The 16,693-nt window shown below is 43.8% G+C and carries 17 protein-coding genes; 9 read left to right on the top strand and 8 right to left on the bottom strand.

Annotation, left to right across the window (positions count from 1 at the left end; translation table 11 throughout):
- Position 1 precedes the first annotated feature (1 nt).
- A complete protein-coding gene (locus QQL60_RS05800; RefSeq protein ID WP_284722719.1) occupies positions 2-3,064 on the top strand; it encodes an efflux RND transporter permease subunit in 3,063 nt (1,020 codons plus the stop codon).
- Entirely contained in the window at positions 3,061-3,357 is a 297-nt protein-coding gene (locus tag QQL60_RS05795; RefSeq protein WP_273180467.1) for a DUF3240 family protein, read from the top strand. Before QQL60_RS05800 ends, QQL60_RS05795 begins: the two co-directional genes overlap by 4 nt.
- Here the strand turns inward: QQL60_RS05795 and QQL60_RS05790 are convergent.
- Together QQL60_RS05790 and QQL60_RS05785 are read right to left on the bottom strand one after the other, a co-directional pair.
- Positions 3,347-4,018, bottom strand: a complete 672-nt coding sequence (locus QQL60_RS05790; protein ID WP_007145036.1) for a transglutaminase-like cysteine peptidase — start codon at positions 4,016-4,018, stop codon at positions 3,347-3,349. The two genes, QQL60_RS05795 and QQL60_RS05790, sit on opposite strands and share 11 nt — an antisense overlap.
- Before the next feature lie 14 nt (positions 4,019-4,032).
- Positions 4,033-5,931: a bifunctional diguanylate cyclase/phosphodiesterase gene (locus tag QQL60_RS05785; protein WP_284722718.1), complete on the bottom strand. Its 1,899-nt coding sequence runs from the start codon at positions 5,929-5,931 to the stop codon at positions 4,033-4,035.
- A gap of 206 nt (positions 5,932-6,137) precedes the next feature.
- On the opposite strand from QQL60_RS05785, the gene QQL60_RS05780 reads away from it, so the two are divergent.
- Complete coding sequence (locus QQL60_RS05780; protein ID WP_284722717.1) at positions 6,138-7,061, top strand: AEC family transporter; 924 nt, start codon at positions 6,138-6,140, stop codon at positions 7,059-7,061.
- Here the strand turns inward: QQL60_RS05780 and QQL60_RS05775 are convergent.
- Both QQL60_RS05775 and QQL60_RS05770 read right to left on the bottom strand, forming a co-directional pair.
- Positions 7,043-7,792: a competence/damage-inducible protein A gene (locus QQL60_RS05775; RefSeq protein ID WP_273180463.1), complete on the bottom strand. Its 750-nt coding sequence runs from the start codon at positions 7,790-7,792 to the stop codon at positions 7,043-7,045. The two genes, QQL60_RS05780 and QQL60_RS05775, sit on opposite strands and share 19 nt — an antisense overlap.
- A complete protein-coding gene (locus QQL60_RS05770) occupies positions 7,789-8,190 on the bottom strand; it encodes a group II truncated hemoglobin (protein WP_284722716.1) in 402 nt (133 codons plus the stop codon). The genes QQL60_RS05775 and QQL60_RS05770 overlap by 4 nt, the downstream gene beginning before the upstream one ends.
- A 131-nt stretch (positions 8,191-8,321) precedes the next feature.
- On the opposite strand from QQL60_RS05770, the gene fae reads away from it, so the two are divergent.
- The 5 genes from fae to yoaA all read left to right on the top strand — a co-directional run bounded on the left by fae (position 8,322) and on the right by yoaA (position 12,937).
- Entirely contained in the window at positions 8,322-8,870 is a 549-nt protein-coding gene (gene fae, locus QQL60_RS05765; RefSeq protein WP_091714082.1) for a formaldehyde-activating enzyme, read from the top strand.
- Between the two features lie 120 nt (positions 8,871-8,990).
- A complete protein-coding gene (locus QQL60_RS05760) occupies positions 8,991-9,524 on the top strand; it encodes a hypothetical protein (RefSeq protein ID WP_237701193.1) in 534 nt (177 codons plus the stop codon).
- 18 nt (positions 9,525-9,542) lie between these two features.
- Positions 9,543-10,118, top strand: a complete 576-nt coding sequence (locus QQL60_RS05755) for a LemA family protein (protein ID WP_284722715.1) — start codon at positions 9,543-9,545, stop codon at positions 10,116-10,118.
- Positions 10,119-11,030 carry a hypothetical protein gene (locus tag QQL60_RS05750; protein WP_284722714.1) on the top strand — a complete coding sequence of 304 codons (912 nt, stop codon included), beginning with the start codon at positions 10,119-10,121 and terminating at the stop codon, positions 11,028-11,030.
- The gene (gene yoaA, locus QQL60_RS05745; RefSeq protein WP_284722713.1) at positions 11,027-12,937 is read left to right on the top strand and encodes a DNA repair helicase YoaA; all 1,911 of its coding nucleotides are present in this window, start codon (positions 11,027-11,029) and stop codon (positions 12,935-12,937) included. The genes QQL60_RS05750 and yoaA overlap by 4 nt, the downstream gene beginning before the upstream one ends.
- A 6-nt stretch (positions 12,938-12,943) precedes the next feature.
- Here yoaA and QQL60_RS05740 read toward each other — a convergent pair whose 3' ends face one another.
- Positions 12,944-13,315, bottom strand: coding sequence for a DUF2237 family protein (locus QQL60_RS05740; RefSeq protein ID WP_272941592.1), 372 nt, complete (start codon positions 13,313-13,315; stop codon positions 12,944-12,946).
- Positions 13,316-13,332: 17 nt separating this feature from the next.
- Positions 13,333-13,716, bottom strand: coding sequence for a 4a-hydroxytetrahydrobiopterin dehydratase (locus QQL60_RS05735; protein WP_007145047.1), 384 nt, complete (start codon positions 13,714-13,716; stop codon positions 13,333-13,335).
- A 135-nt stretch (positions 13,717-13,851) separates the two neighbouring features.
- Here QQL60_RS05735 and QQL60_RS05730 point away from each other — a divergent pair, with 135 nt between their 5' ends.
- Positions 13,852-14,670: a DUF5677 domain-containing protein gene (locus QQL60_RS05730; RefSeq protein WP_007145048.1), complete on the top strand. Its 819-nt coding sequence runs from the start codon at positions 13,852-13,854 to the stop codon at positions 14,668-14,670.
- A gap of 124 nt (positions 14,671-14,794) precedes the next feature.
- Here QQL60_RS05730 and QQL60_RS05725 read toward each other — a convergent pair whose 3' ends face one another.
- Complete coding sequence (locus QQL60_RS05725; protein WP_284722712.1) at positions 14,795-15,091, bottom strand: hypothetical protein; 297 nt, start codon at positions 15,089-15,091, stop codon at positions 14,795-14,797.
- Between the two features lie 524 nt (positions 15,092-15,615).
- The gene (locus tag QQL60_RS05720; protein ID WP_284722711.1) at positions 15,616-16,683 is read right to left on the bottom strand and encodes a calcium/sodium antiporter; all 1,068 of its coding nucleotides are present in this window, start codon (positions 16,681-16,683) and stop codon (positions 15,616-15,618) included.
- Positions 16,684-16,693 lie beyond the last annotated feature (10 nt).

The raw sequence follows: 16,693 nt of genomic DNA, 5'->3' as shown, positions 1-16,693 counted from the left end.
CATGGATGGTCTGATTCGTTTTTCATTGACGCAGCGTCTGATGATGCTGATTCTGGTGGTTGTTCTGATTGGGTTTGGCTGGAAGGCCTTTAACGATACGCCGATCGATGCTTTTCCTGATGTCTCGACAACACAAGTAAAAATTATCCTCAAAGCACCGGGTATGACACCGGAAGAAGTGGAAAGCCGCATTACCGCCCTGGTCGAAGTTGAGATGCTGGGGATACCCAAACAACGCATGTTACGGTCTGTAGTGAAATATGGCCTGACCGATATTACCGTGGACTTTGAAGAGGGCACGGATATCTATTGGGCACGTCAGCAAGTGGCTGAACGTTTATCAGCTATCAAAGATACCTTGCCCACCGATATTCAGGGAGGATTGGCACCGTTAACGACTCCGTTGGGTGAAATGTTCATGTTTACTGTGAACAGTCCCACGCTGGATTTGATGCAACGGCGTGAATTATTGGATTGGGTCATCAGGCCAGCCTTACGCAGTGTTGAAGGGGTGGCTGATGTCAATTCATTAGGCGGTTATGTCAAAACCTTTGAAATTATCCCGGATTTAGCCAAACTTGCCGCATTAAATATCAGCCTTGCTGATATCCAACAGGCATTGGAAAACAATAACCGTAACGATGGTGCGGGACGCATTGATGAAGGCGAAGAAGTGTTACTGGTTCGTGCTCAGGGTAGTCTGCAAAATCTGGACGATATAAAACGCCTGGTGGTGAAGTCCGATGCCGATGAACCTGTTTTACTCTCACAGGTCGCGGAATGCAGAATTGGCTCACTGACGCGTTATGGTGCAGTCAGTGCCAATGGACAGGGCGAAGCGGTACAAGGCTTGGTGTTGGGTTTACGAGGTGCGAATGCCAAAAAAGTCGTAGCCGGTATTGAAAAACGGCTCGCCGAATTACAAGCCTCCTTGCCAGATGATGTAAGCATCAATGTTTTTTATAACCGTGGTGAGCTAGTCGCAGATGCAATTCATGGTGTGAACAAAGCATTGATTGAAGCGGTGGTGCTGGTTCTGGTCTTTCTGCTGCTATTTCTGGGTGATCTCAGGGCGGCGATTGTGGTTGCACTGGTATTACCGCTTTCAGCCATGATCACTTTTATCATGATGCGACAGTTTGGTTTATCAGCCAACTTGATGAGTTTAGGTGGACTAACGATTGCCATTGGTATGCTGGTTGATGCTGCGGTAGTCGTGGTTGAAAACATCGTGTCACAGTTAGCGGATAAATCACGTGCAGCGGTGCTGCCAAGACTGCATTTGATTTATCGTGCAGTAAAAAATGTCTCGGTGCCAGTTACCTCAGGCATCATTATTATCGTCATTGTTTTTCTGCCATTACTGACCTTACAGGGCCTGGAAGGCAAACTGTTTATTCCTGTGGCGTTGACCATTGTGTTTGCACTGGCTGGTTCCTTAGTTTTATCACTGACGGTGATTCCGGTGCTGGCCTCTTTTTTATTGAAACACGTGTCTCATGATGAGCCATTTTTACCCAGAGTATTAAAAAGGCTCTATGCGCCGGTATTAGCCTGGTCACTGGATCATACAAAAAGTGTGGTGATGATTGCGTTGTTATTACTCGCCTTTGCCGCTGTTTTATACACCCAAGTGGGTAAGGCCTTTATGCCAGTTATGGATGAGGGCGATTTGATTGTGCAATTAGAAAAACTGCCTTCAATTACCCTGGAACAATCCGTTGCTTTAGACACGCGCGTGCAACAGGCATTATTAAAAAATGTGCCTGAAATCACCGGCGTAGTCGCCAGAACCGGTGCAGATGAACTCGGCCTGGATCCGATGGGCCTAAATGAAACGGATATGTTTTTAATTCTGAAGCCTCGTGAGCAATGGCAGGTAACAACAAAAGAAGATCTAAAGCTAAAAATAAGGCAGGTTCTGGAGCAGTTTCCGGGGTTGAATTATGGCTTTACGCAGCCAATTGAAATGCGTGTGTCTGAAATGCTTACCGGCGTCAGAGGCGATCTGGCCATAAAAATATTTGGTGAAGATGGTGACACACTCAATGAGTTAGCTAAACGTGTTGTGCAAGTTGTGTCCAGTATTAGCGGTGCGGAAGATGTCATCACCAGTCAGAATGATGGTGCTCAGTATTATCAAATTGATCTGAATGCGTTAACGCTCGGCCGTCTCGGCTTAAGTGTTGAAGACGTTCTGCCGCAACTACGAATGTTAATTCAGGGAAGTCAGGTAGGCACGATTTATCAGGGGGCCAGACGCTATCCACTGGTGATTCAAGGCGAACGCAGTTTACAGAAAGTGGTGAGCTTATTTGCCCATGCGAGATTGAATGTGGCGGGTAACAGACAGGTACAGATTTCGGATCTGGCCACTTTAAAACGGGTCGAAGGACCAGTATCTATTCGCAGAGAGCAAGGACAGCGAATGTCGGTGGTGGTGGCGAATGTGGCCGATCGTGATTTAGTCAGTTTTGTAGAAGAAGCTCAGGCCGCTGTGGCAAAAGATATCGATTTACCGAGCGGCTATCAGTTTTCCTGGGGTGGTCAGTTTGAAAACCAGCAGCGAGCCGCAAAACGCTTAATGGTGGTCATTCCTGTGGCTTTATCTTTAATTTTCTTATTATTGTTTTCCACTTTCCGATCTTTACGCCAAGCTACATTGGTGATGAGTAATGTGCCATTTGCCATGGTGGGCGGAATCACTGCACTTTGGCTGACGGGCGAATATTTATCTGTGCCAGCTTCTGTGGGGTTTATCGCTTTACTCGGCATTGCTGTATTAAATGGCGTGGTAATGGTGAGTTACTTTAATGAGCTGTTAGAAACAGGTATGGCAGTAGATGACGTGGTCAGAGAGGGCGCGATGCGCCGCTTAAGACCAGTGATGATGACAGCGACGATTGCGGCCTTTGGTCTTGTGCCTTTACTGTTCGCAAGCGGGCCGGGCTCAGAAATTCAGCGGCCGCTAGCTATTGTGGTGATTGGCGGTTTAGTTAGCGCCACCTTATTAACCCTGGTGTTACTGCCACTCTTGTTCAGACGATTTGGAGTCGCAAAATGAAATGTCTATTAGCTCTTATCGTAAAACCCTCGTTAGAAGCAGCATTAAGCGACTGGTTATTACTTCATCCGCAGATTGATGGCTTTACCTCGCAACTCGCCTCCGGTCATGGTGCTGGTCATGCGATGAGTATTAGCGAACAGGTAGAGGGGCAACGCAAACAAATGATTTACTGGTTAGAACTTGATGATGAACGAGTAAAAACGGTTCTTGATGGTTTATCGTCGAGTTTTGCTGGCGCCGAGATACATTATTGGCAGTTACCTCTCAGCGCCAGTGGCATTATTCGCTAGTAGCTTCTTCTGCTTGTTTTTGCATACGTTTTTCTAAGTCTTGCCATAAAGACAAACGCGAAGAGCCTCCGACACGCTGGCCTTCCCCACGTGATTTTGCCAGCCATAAACCGGTACCATTGAAGCTATAAACCGGGGTTAAGTCATTACGCTGAGTGGCTGGTTTGATGTCGGTGATTAAATTATCCAGTACTAACGGTACAGAGCGTTTTGTCTTGAAATAGGTCAGCACCATATGGGCTTGATTGAGTTCTTTCGCTTTGACATAAGTGATACGTAATTTATCTTCATCCACGCCTAATTCTTTAAGCGTGAAATATTTCGCGATCGAATAGTCTTCACAGTCACCCCCCCCAATTGACAGCATTTCCAGTGGCGTTGCCCAATAGTCTTTTTTGTTCCAGAGGTCGATATCGTCGATAAACAACACATTGGTATTAAAAAACTGATTCACCAGCTCCAGTTTTTCCGCTTCAGGTAAGTCCTTATTTTCTGCCACCAGTTTTTGCCAGTCTTCAACACGCTTGCGGGCAAATTTATTATATTGCGCCTCAATCTTGTCCAATACGCGTGAACTGATATTGAGGTCGGCGACAAGCGGCAACGACAATAACAAAAATGTCAGTATCACCAATAATGACAAGGGGCGTTTTAACAGCATGGATAGCTCAGACTTTAACGACTGATACCGTAAATGCCAGCTTGTTTAACCGTATTAAAATCTTCATCCGCCGTCACTGCCTCAGCCAGTACTTTGATATCCAGCAAACGTGAGACTTCATGCATAATTTCCAGAAAGTCGGGTTTACTGGCGTTGCCACGAATATTTTGCGTCAGATCACGTGCCAGTCTGATGTAGTCAAGATGCAAATGACGCAACTCATCGACCGCAATAATATCTGCAGAGTAACGCTTTACCAGACTCTTAGCGCCCAATGACTTCACAAAACGACTGAAGTTAGTGAAGGCTTTTAGATTTTTGGTAGCGGCATAGGCCGAAACAGAAAAAGTCAGTAACTCAGCAGAAATAACTGACTGCTCGATGCGAGATTCCAACCACTTATGGAAACTGGCTGAATCGATAGAATCCATGGTCAGATTGATGCTGACAGGGCAGGTAATATGATCTTGTTCCATTTTGAGCAAGACTTTGTTCACAATGCAGCGGTCAACAGATTCTGCCAGCCCAAACTCTTGTGCCATAGAGAAAAAAGTACCAACAGACAAGGTCTTACCGGCTTTATCTTTAACAAAACTAAAGGCTTCCTGCATCACTTTGACAGGCTTGGGACCATCGTAATTATAGGCTTCGGCGGTGAAATAGATTTCGGGTGTATCACGGTTAATAGCATGGGTGATAACCGCTTTCCATTCTTGTTCAGATAAGGAACTGATCGAATCATCTTTAATGAAAAAGGCATTATGTCCAATAATACGGGCTTGTTCATAAGCTTCGATCAATGCCGGCATTAAGCGTTCAAACTCGCTGGTGCGGTCAAATTTCACTAAACCAAAGTGAACCAGATCTTCCACTTCATAATGCTCAGCCAACTCTGTCAGTGCTTGTTGCAGGTTTTTAGCAAATGACTGAATGAGATTGATATCAGATTCATCGTAAATAATCGCAAATTCAGCACCATAGAGCCGGTAGGCATGACCATTACCTGCCACCGCATTATTCAGAATACGAGCCATATCTTTCAGTAGCGTATCTGCCAGCTGATTACCTTTCTGTTTGCTGATGGCGGCCAGATCAAGAAATTTGATATAGCTGACATAGCCTGTATGTCCGCTGGATAGGCGTCGTTTAACATCGGCGGTAAACGTGGCCTGGTTTAGCAATCGTGTCAGAGTGTCACGTTTAAGATTGTCATTGAGTGAGTCCAGCCGTTGATTGAGACGAGTAATCGTATCGCCAATCTTGACTGACATACTATTCATCGATTGGGCTACCTGACGCACTTCTTTGGTCCAGGGTAAACGCTCAATGGTGGTAAATTGCCCGGAAGAGATTTCGTTAGCCTGTTTTTGTATGGCTTTAAGGGGTTGTAGCGTAAACCGTAACACCAGCATTAATAAAGCAAAGGCACCGACAAAAATAATGGCTGAATACAGTAAGGTTTCTTTCGCTTGTTTATAGAGCTTTAGGTAGGCATAAGCCGGGTTGCTGCTGACATAGAGAGTGCCGGATATTGACCAGCCAGAGCTGATTTCAGATGATGCCGTGGCGGATTTCATAGGCAACCAATTGATAAGCCATTCTGGTACACCTTCCATTTTGACCGGATTTTTCAAGCTGACCAGCGTTTTACCATCAATATCTTCCAAACGCATCTCACGGTAATAACCCATATCAAAAATAGCGTTCATCATCGTTTGTAATATCGGATCATTTTCGTCTTCCATGTGTGGGCTAAGTGAAAGACCAAGCGATGTAGCGGTATCCTGCATATGTATTTCAGATTCAACTTCGAGATAGTCACGGATGCTGCCCATGCTGATCACAAAGCTTGCTGAAAAAACAATCAGAAAAAGTAAGCTGATTAGAATTAACAACTGCTTAGAAAGTGACATATTGATTTCCTTATTACGATGTTCAGGCCATTTTAAGTAGTGCCTGATGTATATCGGCTAACTTGATGGAATCTGATGAATTATCACCAAAACGCTAACAATACCCTGACCAAGGCATCACAGCAAGCGCCGTCATCACGGGCGATAGTACTTTTGTTTCAGCAGGTAGATTGCTACGATCTACGTTTCATTTATAGGAGATACAGATGTTATTAGTGTTAGTGCAGATGGGCCTGCTTATTGCCTGTGGTTTTGCCTGGAAACAGTGGGCACCAAGACACATCCCAGCCCTGGCGCATCGCCGTGCCTTAACCGATCTGGTTTTCTTTATTTTGCTGCCAGCTCTGGTGCTTGATGTCATTTGGGGCGCGCCGATTGACGAGACCTCACTGAAAATTTCTCTCACAGCATTTTCTGGATTGCTGACAGCAGGCATCATCATGTGGTGTTTATTGCGGTTTATCAAAACCACACCCGAACAGAAAGGTGCGCTAATGCTGGCTGCCATCTTTCCGAACGTGACTTATCTAGGTTTACCTGTCACTAATCAGGTACTGGGGTCATGGAGTAATGCCATTGTGCTGCAATATGACTTGTTTGCCTGCACGCCAGCCTTGATGACCTTTGGCATTTTAATGGCTCATTACTATGGGGGTGCCGGCCAGCATAAAGTCCATCCATTAAAAGAACTGACCAGAGTGCCACCTTTGTGGGCTGTAGTGATTGCGCTTTTATTAAACGTGCTGCATGTGCCGCGTCCTGAACTGATTCATCACACATTAAGCACATTATCAGGCGGTGTGGTGCCACTGATGTTGATTGCCTTGGGCATGAGCATTCGCTGGGACAGCTTGCGATTACGCTATCTGCCTTTGTTACTTCCTGTTGCTGTGATTACCTTGTTACTAGTACCGATTGCTGTCTTTTTTACGGGCGGTTGGTTTGACCTACCTGCTGATATCGCGCTGGCCGTGGTGCTTTTGGCCGCAATGCCGACCATGGTGTTTGGCGTAGTGATCTGTGAACGTTACCAACTGCACAGTCCACTGTATGCTGCGGCAGTCACATTGACGACTTTATTAAGTGTCGTCACTCTGCCTTTATGGTTTCATTATTTACCCGGCGTATAGTCAGACCAGATAAAACCGGCTGCTTCAACCGCTGAAATCACATGTTGCATGGCTTTTTCAATCTGTTCAGCGTCACCACGCAAGCTGAACTCAATCTGAGGTTCAGCGCCGAGTTTAGGTAAGCTCGACAATTTTAACTGTGGATACTGGGCGACAATTTCATTCATTGTTGGCAGTAAATCCGACTCACGACCTTTAGTAATGGTAATAATTCTTTCAGATTTCGGACGTAAACCCTGTAAGTGTGGGTAATGTGTATCTAAAATCCATTCCAACATAGGCCATGACATTTCTGGAAACCCGGGCATAAAGTGATGGTTATCCAAGCTAAAGCCAGGCACGCGATTGATCGTATTGGGAATAATTCGGCTGCCTTCGGGTAAGTGGCCCATCAAAATACGATTAGGATAGGCATCTTCACCAAACTGACCTTCAATTGCTTTGACTGCATCAGGATGAGGTTTAATCTCAACGCCTTTCACCAAAGCAGCCGTCTGGCGGGTTCTATCATCCGGAGTAGCACCAATACCACCAAAACTGAACACCAGGTCAGGACTGCTCATTGAAAAGCGTAAGGCCCGTTCCAGTTGTTGTGGATCGTCACCGACAATTAAGGTCCAGCTAAGCTCTAATTCACGTTTGGCCAGAACGGATTGCAAATGAGCGAAATGTTTATCCTGACGTTTGCCACTCAGAATTTCATCACCAATGATTAGCGCGCCGATATTCATTGTTCTGTGGTCTCGGGACGATTACGCATAAAATCAGCTGTTTGCACAAACGACGCCATGAGTTGCTCTGAAAATAACGGATCTAAATCCATCGATTTCAATGCCTGCGCCATGCAATACAACCATTGATCACGCTCTTCTATACCAATAGAGAAGGGGAGATGCCGAGCTCTGAGTCTGGGATGACCGTATTTATCCGTATATAAGGAAGGGCCACCCAACCAGCCAGTCAGAAATAAATATAATTTTTCTTCACTGATGCTGATGTCTTTTGGGTGATAGTCGCGAATATGTTGTGTTTGGGGTGTCTCACACATAACCTCATAAAAGGTTTTGCATAATTGTTTAACACCGGCTTCGCCACCGATACGTTCGTAGGGAGTTGCTATTTCAGCCATGATCGAATTCAACAAAAAAAGACTAGTTTAACCTTGTTGAACAAGACGATAAAGCCAATCAAGGTTGCGAGCTCGTGCCTAGACCGGGATAATTACTTCATCTTTTAGCAATCCAACAGGAGAATTATCCTATGAGCGATAGAATTGTCATGCGTACAGGTGAAGCACTAGTTGCCGGTGGCCCTGCTTTTACAGCGGCTGAGCCAGAAGTGGTTATCGGTGAATTAGACGGTCCATTTGGTACCGCATTTGCTAACCTGATGGGCGACCAGGTTCAAGGTCACTCACGCGTATTAGCGCTGATGAACACTGACATGCAAGTTAAACCTGCGACATTAATGGTCAGTAAAGTGACTGTTAAGAAAACGGCGTATACCAATATTTTGATGGGTACAGTTCAAGGCGCCATCGCTAATGGTGTATTAGATGCGGTTCGTAACGGCACTATTCCAAAAGAAAAAGCCAATGATTTAGGTATCATCGTTTCTGTTTGGTTGAACCCAAGCATCGTGACTGTTGAAGATTTAGATCATGAAGCTTTATTCAATATTCACCGCGAAGCGACTCGCCGTGCTATCGAAAAAGCCATGAATAACGAACCAAGCATCGATTATTTATTGGAAAATCAAGATAAATTGGTTCACAAATATTACCAAAAAGAACTTGATGCAAAAAAATAAAAACCGGAAACTCAATGAGTTAGCTGTGGTCTTTTCATAAGAGGAAATATTCACAGCCTCAAGTTTTAAACGGTCTGTCTATTTAACTGGACAGACCGTTTTTTTTGCCATGTATAATCGGTGGCAAATGAAAAAACATTCAAGGTAGATATGGACCTCTATTCCATTGATAAATTAATGCATGAAACCCGACAGCTCGCGGCCAAATACCGTGAGGCGACCGGAAGTACCTTACCTATTACGGGAGAGATTGCCCGTTTTGATGCTGCTCGAGCACTGAACCTTTCTCTGATTAATGATCCTAACAGCCCGATTGATGCGACGGGTAAAGAGGGCAGTCGTCAGGATAAACGCATTATTATCAAAGGGCGTGCGATTTTTGATAGCAGTAAAGCCAGCCCAAGAATTGGACAATTAAATCCAGAGCAGGATTGGGACCTCGCTGTGTTAGTGCTGTTTGATGAGCACTATGAAGTCGATGAAATCTATGAAGCAAGCCGCGAAGCTATCGCAGAAGCCTTAGATAATAAAAAAGACAGTAACCGAAAAAAACGCGGTGCCATGTCGATTGCACAGTTCAAAATTATCGGTGAACGGGTATGGACACGTGAAAATGGGTCGGAAACCGAAGTATGGGACAACCAGGACGACTAATTATTTGAGGGAAAATGGATGACTATTACCGGATTTATATTTTGGGCAGTTGTTGTTGTTCTAATCGTCTATCTCATCATCATTTACAACAATCTGGTCACGTTGAAACACAATGTCAGTAAAGCCTGGTCAAACATTGATGTTTTACTAAAACAACGTCACGATGAACTCCCCAAACTGGTTGAAACCTGCCGTCAATATATGCAGTATGAGCAGGACACTTTGGAAAAAGTCATGCAGGCACGTGCTTCGGTCGCCACTGCCCAACAAAATGGCGATATTTCAGCGTTAGGTTCTGCCGAAGGCGCATTAAGAATGGGACTGGGTAGTTTATTTGCTGTGGCAGAAGCCTATCCCGAACTGAAGGCAGATCAATCATTCCAGCATTTACAGGCACGGATTACCGGCTTGGAAAACAGCATTGCTGATCGCCGTGAATTTTATAATGAAAGCGTCAATATCAATAATGTCCGTATCGAGCAGTTTCCTGATGTTATCCTGGCGCGCTTTTTTGGTTTTAAATCGTTTACCTTGCTCGAATTTACATCTGAAGAACTTGTCGACCTGGACATCAAGAGCTTGTTTGAACGCTAAATGCAGGATTGGCTGGCCTCACTTTCTATTGAGATAAACAAGCTCACTGTTACTGAGTTTTATATTGCTGCGGCGGTCTTATCAGCGATAGTGATCGTATTGTTTTATCAGATGGTAAAACACTATAAATATGCAAGGCTGCTTCAAAACGTGCCGACAGCGAAAATCCGCTCAGCACCACAAGGCTATGTTGAATTAATTGGCACAACCAAACTGATGGATGGTCCACCGATTATTTCGCCGATATCAGGTACAAGATGTGTCTGGTTTCGCTATACCATTGAAGAAGAAGTGACTGAATATGAAGGAAAAGGGCGTATCAAATCACGCTGGAAAGTCATAAAAAAGTATAACAGTGACGATATTTTCCTGTTAGATGACAGTTCTGATCAGTGTGTTATAGACCCGGATGATGCCAACGTCATCACCAAGCGAAAAAAACGCTGGTATAAACAAGATAGCTTTCCTGCTCGCCGCTATACGGAGTGGACGATTCTTGAAGGTGATTATCTCTATGCCCTTGGCCATTTTCAAACCGTTGCCAGTATTGAAGATTCCAGTATAAAAAACATGATGACCTCTATCTTGAAAGAATGGAAAAACGATCCAAACAATCTGTTACATCATTATGATAAAAATGGTGATGGACAGCTGAGCCAACAAGAGTGGGAAAAGGCCAGGCATGACGCTTATCAACTGGCTAAAGCTGAAATCGGTGCTCGGGCGCTTGAAAAATCACTTAGTGTACTTAAAGTGTCACCACATAAAGGTCAGCCATTTATTTTGTCTACCGAGTCAGAAGCTAACTTGATAAAGCATAACAAAAGAATCGCTTATGCTTGTTTGCTTGCATTTTATGCCATTGGCGTTGTTCTGGTGTGGATGATAAATCAACGAATAGGGATAGCATGATCGAACGCATTGATGAACTATTCGCAGACAATGGTTTGTTATCAAAACACATTTCAGGATACACCAGCAGAACCCAACAGTTGGAGATGGCACGGCAAGTCGGTGATGCGCTAACGCATGGCGATATTCTCATCGCTGAAGCCGGCACAGGCACAGGTAAGACCTTTGCCTACCTTGCACCAGCGATGCTTTCTGGCCAAAAAGTCTTTATCTCAACGGGTACAAAAAACTTACAAGACCAATTATTTAACAAAGACTTACCGAAACTTCGTGAAGTACTTTCTGTACCTTTAAAAACTGCTTTATTAAAAGGTCGAAGTAATTATCTATGCCATCACCGTCTTGGTCTGGCTGAGTCTGAACCCGGTCAGCAATACCATCAACATACCCTGCAAACCTTACGAGAATGGAGCGGTAAAACGACTACTGGGGATTTAAGTGAAACCGATTTATTAGACGAAAACTCCCCGCTATGGCCGAAAGTCACCTCAACTGTTGATAACTGTCTTGGTCAGCAATGCCCACAATATGACGAATGTTTTATTGTTGAAGCCAGACGCAAAGCTCAGGAAGCCGATATAGTAGTCGTTAACCACCACTTACTGATGTCGGATATGGCACTGAAATCGTCGGGCCAGGGCGAGGTCTTACCTGATGCCGATGCATATATTATTGATGAAGCCCATCAACTTCCGGCAATTGCCAGTCAATTCCTCGGACATCGAGTCAGCAGTCATCAAATTCAGGAATTAAGTCGCGACAGCATTCGTGAAATGGAAGCTGAAGCTACCGATATGAACGATATTCGCAGTGCGGCAGAACAACTGGATAATCGCTTACACCAATTTAATCTGTCCCTGGGCGAGCATGAGCAACGTGTTCCCTGGCAGCCTGTGTTAGAGAAGTCTCAAGATATTATAGAAAAGCTTAATATCTTATTGGAATCATTAGAAAAACTGGAAATTCAACTTGATGCTGCAGCCGAGCGGGGCAGAGGCCTGGAACAGTGTCACCAACGCTGTCAGGATTTGATCGAACGTTTGTCTTTATTTCAGCAAAACGAACAAACAGAACTGGTGTTGTGGCTGGATAACCGTAGCTCGAGTTTTATTTTGCATGCCACACCACAAGAAGTTAGTCAGTATTTTCAAACCTGGATAAAAGATAAACCGCAGGCCTGGATATTCACTTCAGCCACACTCACTGTGGCAGGCAAGTTTAATAACTTCACACATCAGTTAGGTTTGGAAGATCCGATAACTGCCAGCTGGCAAAGTCCGTTTGATTATGGCAAACAAAGCTTACTTTATATGCCCACCATTCCAGTTGAGCCCTCACACCCGAACTACAATAGTCATGTTGCTGAAGTGGCGAAATCGGTGATTGAACACAGTCAGGGACGCATCTTTTTATTATTCACCAGCTACAAAGCCATGCATGAAGTTGCTGAGGCCTTGAAAGAATCTGATTATCCGGTGCTGGTACAAGGCTCAGGCGCCAAAACCCAATTACTAGAAGAATTTCGCAGTCATGGCAATGCTATTTTGCTTGGCACCAATAGCTTCTGGGAGGGCGTGGATGTGCGGGGTGAAGCCTTATCCTGTGTACTGATTGATAAAATCCCCTTTGCTTCACCTGGTGATCCCGTGTTGGAAGCCCGTATTAATGACTTAAAAGAGCGGGGCGGTAACCCTTTTCGAACAATCCAAATCCCGGCTGCCGTTATTCAGCTGAAGCAAGGGATTGGCCGCCTGATTCGTGACACCCATGATTCCGGGGTATTGGTACTATGCGATCCCCGCTTTTTAAGTAAACCTTACGGTAAAGTGTTTATGCGTAGTTTACCGCCCATGCCAATAAGTCAGAATATTGAAGATGTGGAAAGGTTTTTTGCCAGCCACACGTAATACGGACTAATTTAGATCTGCCGCATATTCTTTTAATACTTCAAGCGGAATAACTTCAGTTGCGCGTTGGTGCGTGGCAGCCAGATAGATTTTTGGTGCCATGTCATGCTCATAGGCTTCCAACCAGCGTTGAGCACATAAACACCAGCGATCGCCTGGTTTCAAACCAGGAAAACCAAATTCTTTCACCGGCGTGGTTAAATCATTACCACGGAAACGTGAATATTCCAGAAATGCCTGACTAACTTGCACACAAACCGTGTGCTGACCGTAGTCAGCATCACTGGTATTACAACAACCATCACGGTAAAAGCCTGTGAGAGGTTCTTCACTACAACTTTCTAACTTTTCACCAAAGACATTTAGTGACTCATCAATATCCATTTAGCTATCCACTAATCGTATTTAATATATTTAAAGCGAGCATCATCAGGGGTGCCAACTAATGCACCATCATCCAGGCCAGGCTGCCACATCACAACTTCTTCAAATTTCTTGGCCAGCTCAAAATCTTTATCCGTAATGCCTTTGGCTGCATGGTTGGTTAGTTTGACGATAACAAACGCGTAAGACACCGTTAAATCCGGATGATGAAATGCCGCCTCTGCTAAATGACCGATGGTATTGACCACCATCAAGGTACTTTTCCAGCCACTGGTTTTATATTTGCGACGTATCCAGCCGTTCTCTAAATACCAATGTGGAAGCTCTTGTTTTAAACGTGCTTCAACTTCTTCATCTGTATAGGTTTTTTCTGTACCATCTTCACGCCATCCCATATTATTCTCCTTATCTATGTATCTGTTCACACCAGTTATACAGAAATGAAATCATGAGTCAAAAACAGATCAGGCTTTGTAAGCCAAGCAGGTAAGCGTAAGATAGATAACCACTAAGCAATAAAAGAGGTTTTTATGTCAGAGCAAACAAGTTTTAAGGATACAGGCTTTCTATCAGAGCAATCACGAACAGGAACGCTCAGTGTTGAAATGCACCAGACTCCACAATACCTTGTTTGTGAAGATTTAAGCCAGTTGGGGCAATCGATTTTAAATCACTGCCACATTCATCCTGATGATAAAAATGAAGTCTATCTAAGTCTTTATTTCCAACGCATGCTCTCTCACTTTCAATCTATTCTGCTGATGGCCGAACGGGGCATGATTCATGAAACAGAAATCATGTCGCGTTGTTTACTAGAGGCCTTATTCAATCTCGCGGCATTTTATCGTCATGAAGACTTTCTCGAAGCCATGACTGATGGTGATACTGATCAAAGAAGGGAAGTGCTGACACGCTTTTATCTGAAACAGCTCGAGATTCATGCTTTAACCGAACTTGAGATGAATGATTTGGAACGCATGATAAACAGCGCGGATGAAATTAACCGTGGCGATGTCAGTACTGCTATCAAAGCTGAAATGGCCGGTTTGATGAGCGAATATCGCACAGAATATGCCTTTTTAAGCGAAACCGTTCATTCTCGAATTCACTCTGTCGAACAAGATCTTGAAATGGATGATCATCAGATTATTGTCGGTATTGCCACCCGAGCTGAAGACACCAATCGTTTAGCCAGTTTATTAATGAACGCGGCTGATTATCTGATAGACGGCATTAGCATAATGCTTGAACTTCATAAACAGCCAGAACAATCAGCACACTTTGAACAAATCAAAAGACAAGTTCACAAAGTCTGGCAAAACACGACTGTCAAAGTAGCACACCGCTAAAATCGACATATTCAGATTTTAAAATCTGCAGGGTAATTACCCGAAATCAACTTCAGATTTTAAATTTTGAACATACAAAGAAGAGGGGGCGATTATGCAAATTAATCGCTCTTTTTTTTGGCGACTATGTTTTTTGTTTTCTTAGCCTCAGATTCTCTTCATAAAGTTCATCCGCCAATTTTTTAGTAATACGCGATGCGAGAATTTCTCCACTGGTAAATTTCTCTCCAGAGGGTGACCACAGATAACCATTGCCAAAAGACCAACCCTCAAAACAATTCCGACGGCCGATACTTGGCATCTTGCCACCAAGCAATAAAAGACACTCAATAATTACTTTGGGGGCATGGTTTGTTTTCTCATAATTAGCCACAGTGCCTGGTGATATTTCCAGGTACTCAGCCACTTGTTTCTTTGTCATTCTGGCTGCATATCGAGCCTGTCTGAACGTTATCTTCATCACAAATATCTGTGCTTTTAACCACCAAAAGAGGTTGGTCTTAAGAAATCCATGTAAATACTCACATCTACTTTAGAAAGCATTATTATATATGCTATTTAACATAATATATATTATGCGAACTTAAATAGACGCAAAAACGAGAGCCGAATGACTCGATTTTTAAGATGTCCAAATCCGCTTCTGGTCTGTTCTTATAATATGCGTTATGACAAATCGTTTGCTGTCATTGAGGATGTTTTTTGTGTCGTTTTGCAGGTGTTCGAAATTTAAAATCTGACATTCATTTCGGGTAATCACACTGCAGATTTTTAAATTCAAAAAGTGGTTATTCAGCACTTTTTGTCTGCTTGTTTTATTTATTAGATCTCAAATTCTGGTTAATCAGAGATCCAAAACAATCATTAATAAATAAATGTTAGTAAGTCCAGATGGACGATTTTGTATTCTGTAATTTTGTCTCAAACTGGACTTACTAGCGTTGATTATTCTTTCTCCCGCTGCATCAAATCTCTTACTAAAGTAAAACTGACATAAATAAATACAGCTGGAATCAAGCCATAGATTAAAGCCTGTTCTAATGTCGTTGCGAAGTTAGCCTGAGTAACCACTAAAATCATGTACGAAACATAAGATGTATATAAAAGCAGGAATAAAAATCCCTCAAACCGGGTTAATGTGGCACCCACAAAAAATAAAGGTAGACATAAAACTGAAACAGCCAACATGACAGGTATATCTAATGTTGCCAGTTGTGGGCCCGCAATTAATGGTTCTGGTGAGATGAGTCCTGCCAGGCCAAGCACACAGAGTATATTGAAAATATTACTACCGACGACGTTACCAATTGCAATGTCTCGCTCCCCTCGTATTGTTGCCATAACTGAGGTCATGACTTCGGGTAATGACGTGCCGACTGCAACAATGGTTAGTCCGATAACGGCCTCACTAACACCTAGTCCTGTAGCAATGCTAACCGCACTTTGTACTAACCAGCGAGCACCTAACACCAGTAATATCAGGCCGACAAAGAAATACAATACGCTTTTCCATGTCGGTGTATTCACGGAGAGTAATTCATCGATTTCAGCTATTCCCTCTTTATCGTTTTGCTTTTTTCCTTGGATAAACAGAAAACCGGTGTAAGCAAGTAAAGCTAAAAACAAAATGGCTGATTCCCATCTCTCAAGTAATCCATTCCATACCATGACTGTCGCTATGGCTGATACAGCAATCATAATAGGCACATCCTGTCTGATAAGCTGCTTGGAAACGAGTAATGGGGATATGAGTGCAGCCAGACCAAGAATGAATAGAATGTTAAAAATATTACTTCCAATCACATTCGCAATAGCCAGCTCTGCCTGGCCGGACCAGGCAGATTTAACGCTGACAGCGAGTTCAGGAGCACTTGTTCCAAAGGCGACGCCGGTTAAGCCAATGACTAAGGGTGGCACACCAAAACTACCGGCAAGCTTGGCAGCCCCTTTTACCAGCATATCCGCTCCAACAATGAGCAGTACTAAACCACTTAACAGCAATAGCCAAACCATACTTATCCTC

The organism is Methylophaga thalassica (assembly GCF_030159795.1).
Taxonomy (GTDB): domain Bacteria; phylum Pseudomonadota; class Gammaproteobacteria; order Nitrosococcales; family Methylophagaceae; genus Methylophaga; species Methylophaga thalassica.
Note: the sequence above shows the minus strand (reverse complement) of the source record. Positions and strands in the feature narration are given on the sequence as shown.

Bases quoted from the DNA above. Each gene is read 5' to 3' on its own strand.
- QQL60_RS05800 (WP_284722719.1), top strand. From the start codon at position 2: ATGGATGGTCTGATTCGTTTTTCATTGACGCAGCGTCTGATGATGCTG.
- QQL60_RS05795 (WP_273180467.1), top strand. From the start codon at position 3,061: ATGAAATGTCTATTAGCTCTTATCGTAAAACCCTCGTTAGAAGCAGCA.
- QQL60_RS05790 (WP_007145036.1), bottom strand. From the start codon at position 4,018: ATGCTGTTAAAACGCCCCTTGTCATTATTGGTGATACTGACATTTTTG.
- QQL60_RS05785 (WP_284722718.1), bottom strand. From the start codon at position 5,931: ATGTCACTTTCTAAGCAGTTGTTAATTCTAATCAGCTTACTTTTTCTG.
- QQL60_RS05780 (WP_284722717.1), top strand. From the start codon at position 6,138: ATGTTATTAGTGTTAGTGCAGATGGGCCTGCTTATTGCCTGTGGTTTT.
- QQL60_RS05775 (WP_273180463.1), bottom strand. From the start codon at position 7,792: ATGAATATCGGCGCGCTAATCATTGGTGATGAAATTCTGAGTGGCAAA.
- QQL60_RS05770 (WP_284722716.1), bottom strand. From the start codon at position 8,190: ATGGCTGAAATAGCAACTCCCTACGAACGTATCGGTGGCGAAGCCGGT.
- fae (WP_091714082.1), top strand. From the start codon at position 8,322: ATGAGCGATAGAATTGTCATGCGTACAGGTGAAGCACTAGTTGCCGGT.
- QQL60_RS05755 (WP_284722715.1), top strand. From the start codon at position 9,543: ATGACTATTACCGGATTTATATTTTGGGCAGTTGTTGTTGTTCTAATC.
- QQL60_RS05750 (WP_284722714.1), top strand. From the start codon at position 10,119: ATGCAGGATTGGCTGGCCTCACTTTCTATTGAGATAAACAAGCTCACT.
- yoaA (WP_284722713.1), top strand. From the start codon at position 11,027: ATGATCGAACGCATTGATGAACTATTCGCAGACAATGGTTTGTTATCA.
- QQL60_RS05735 (WP_007145047.1), bottom strand. From the start codon at position 13,716: ATGGGATGGCGTGAAGATGGTACAGAAAAAACCTATACAGATGAAGAA.
- QQL60_RS05730 (WP_007145048.1), top strand. From the start codon at position 13,852: ATGTCAGAGCAAACAAGTTTTAAGGATACAGGCTTTCTATCAGAGCAA.
- QQL60_RS05725 (WP_284722712.1), bottom strand. From the start codon at position 15,091: ATGACAAAGAAACAAGTGGCTGAGTACCTGGAAATATCACCAGGCACT.
- QQL60_RS05720 (WP_284722711.1), bottom strand. From the start codon at position 16,683: ATGGTTTGGCTATTGCTGTTAAGTGGTTTAGTACTGCTCATTGTTGGA.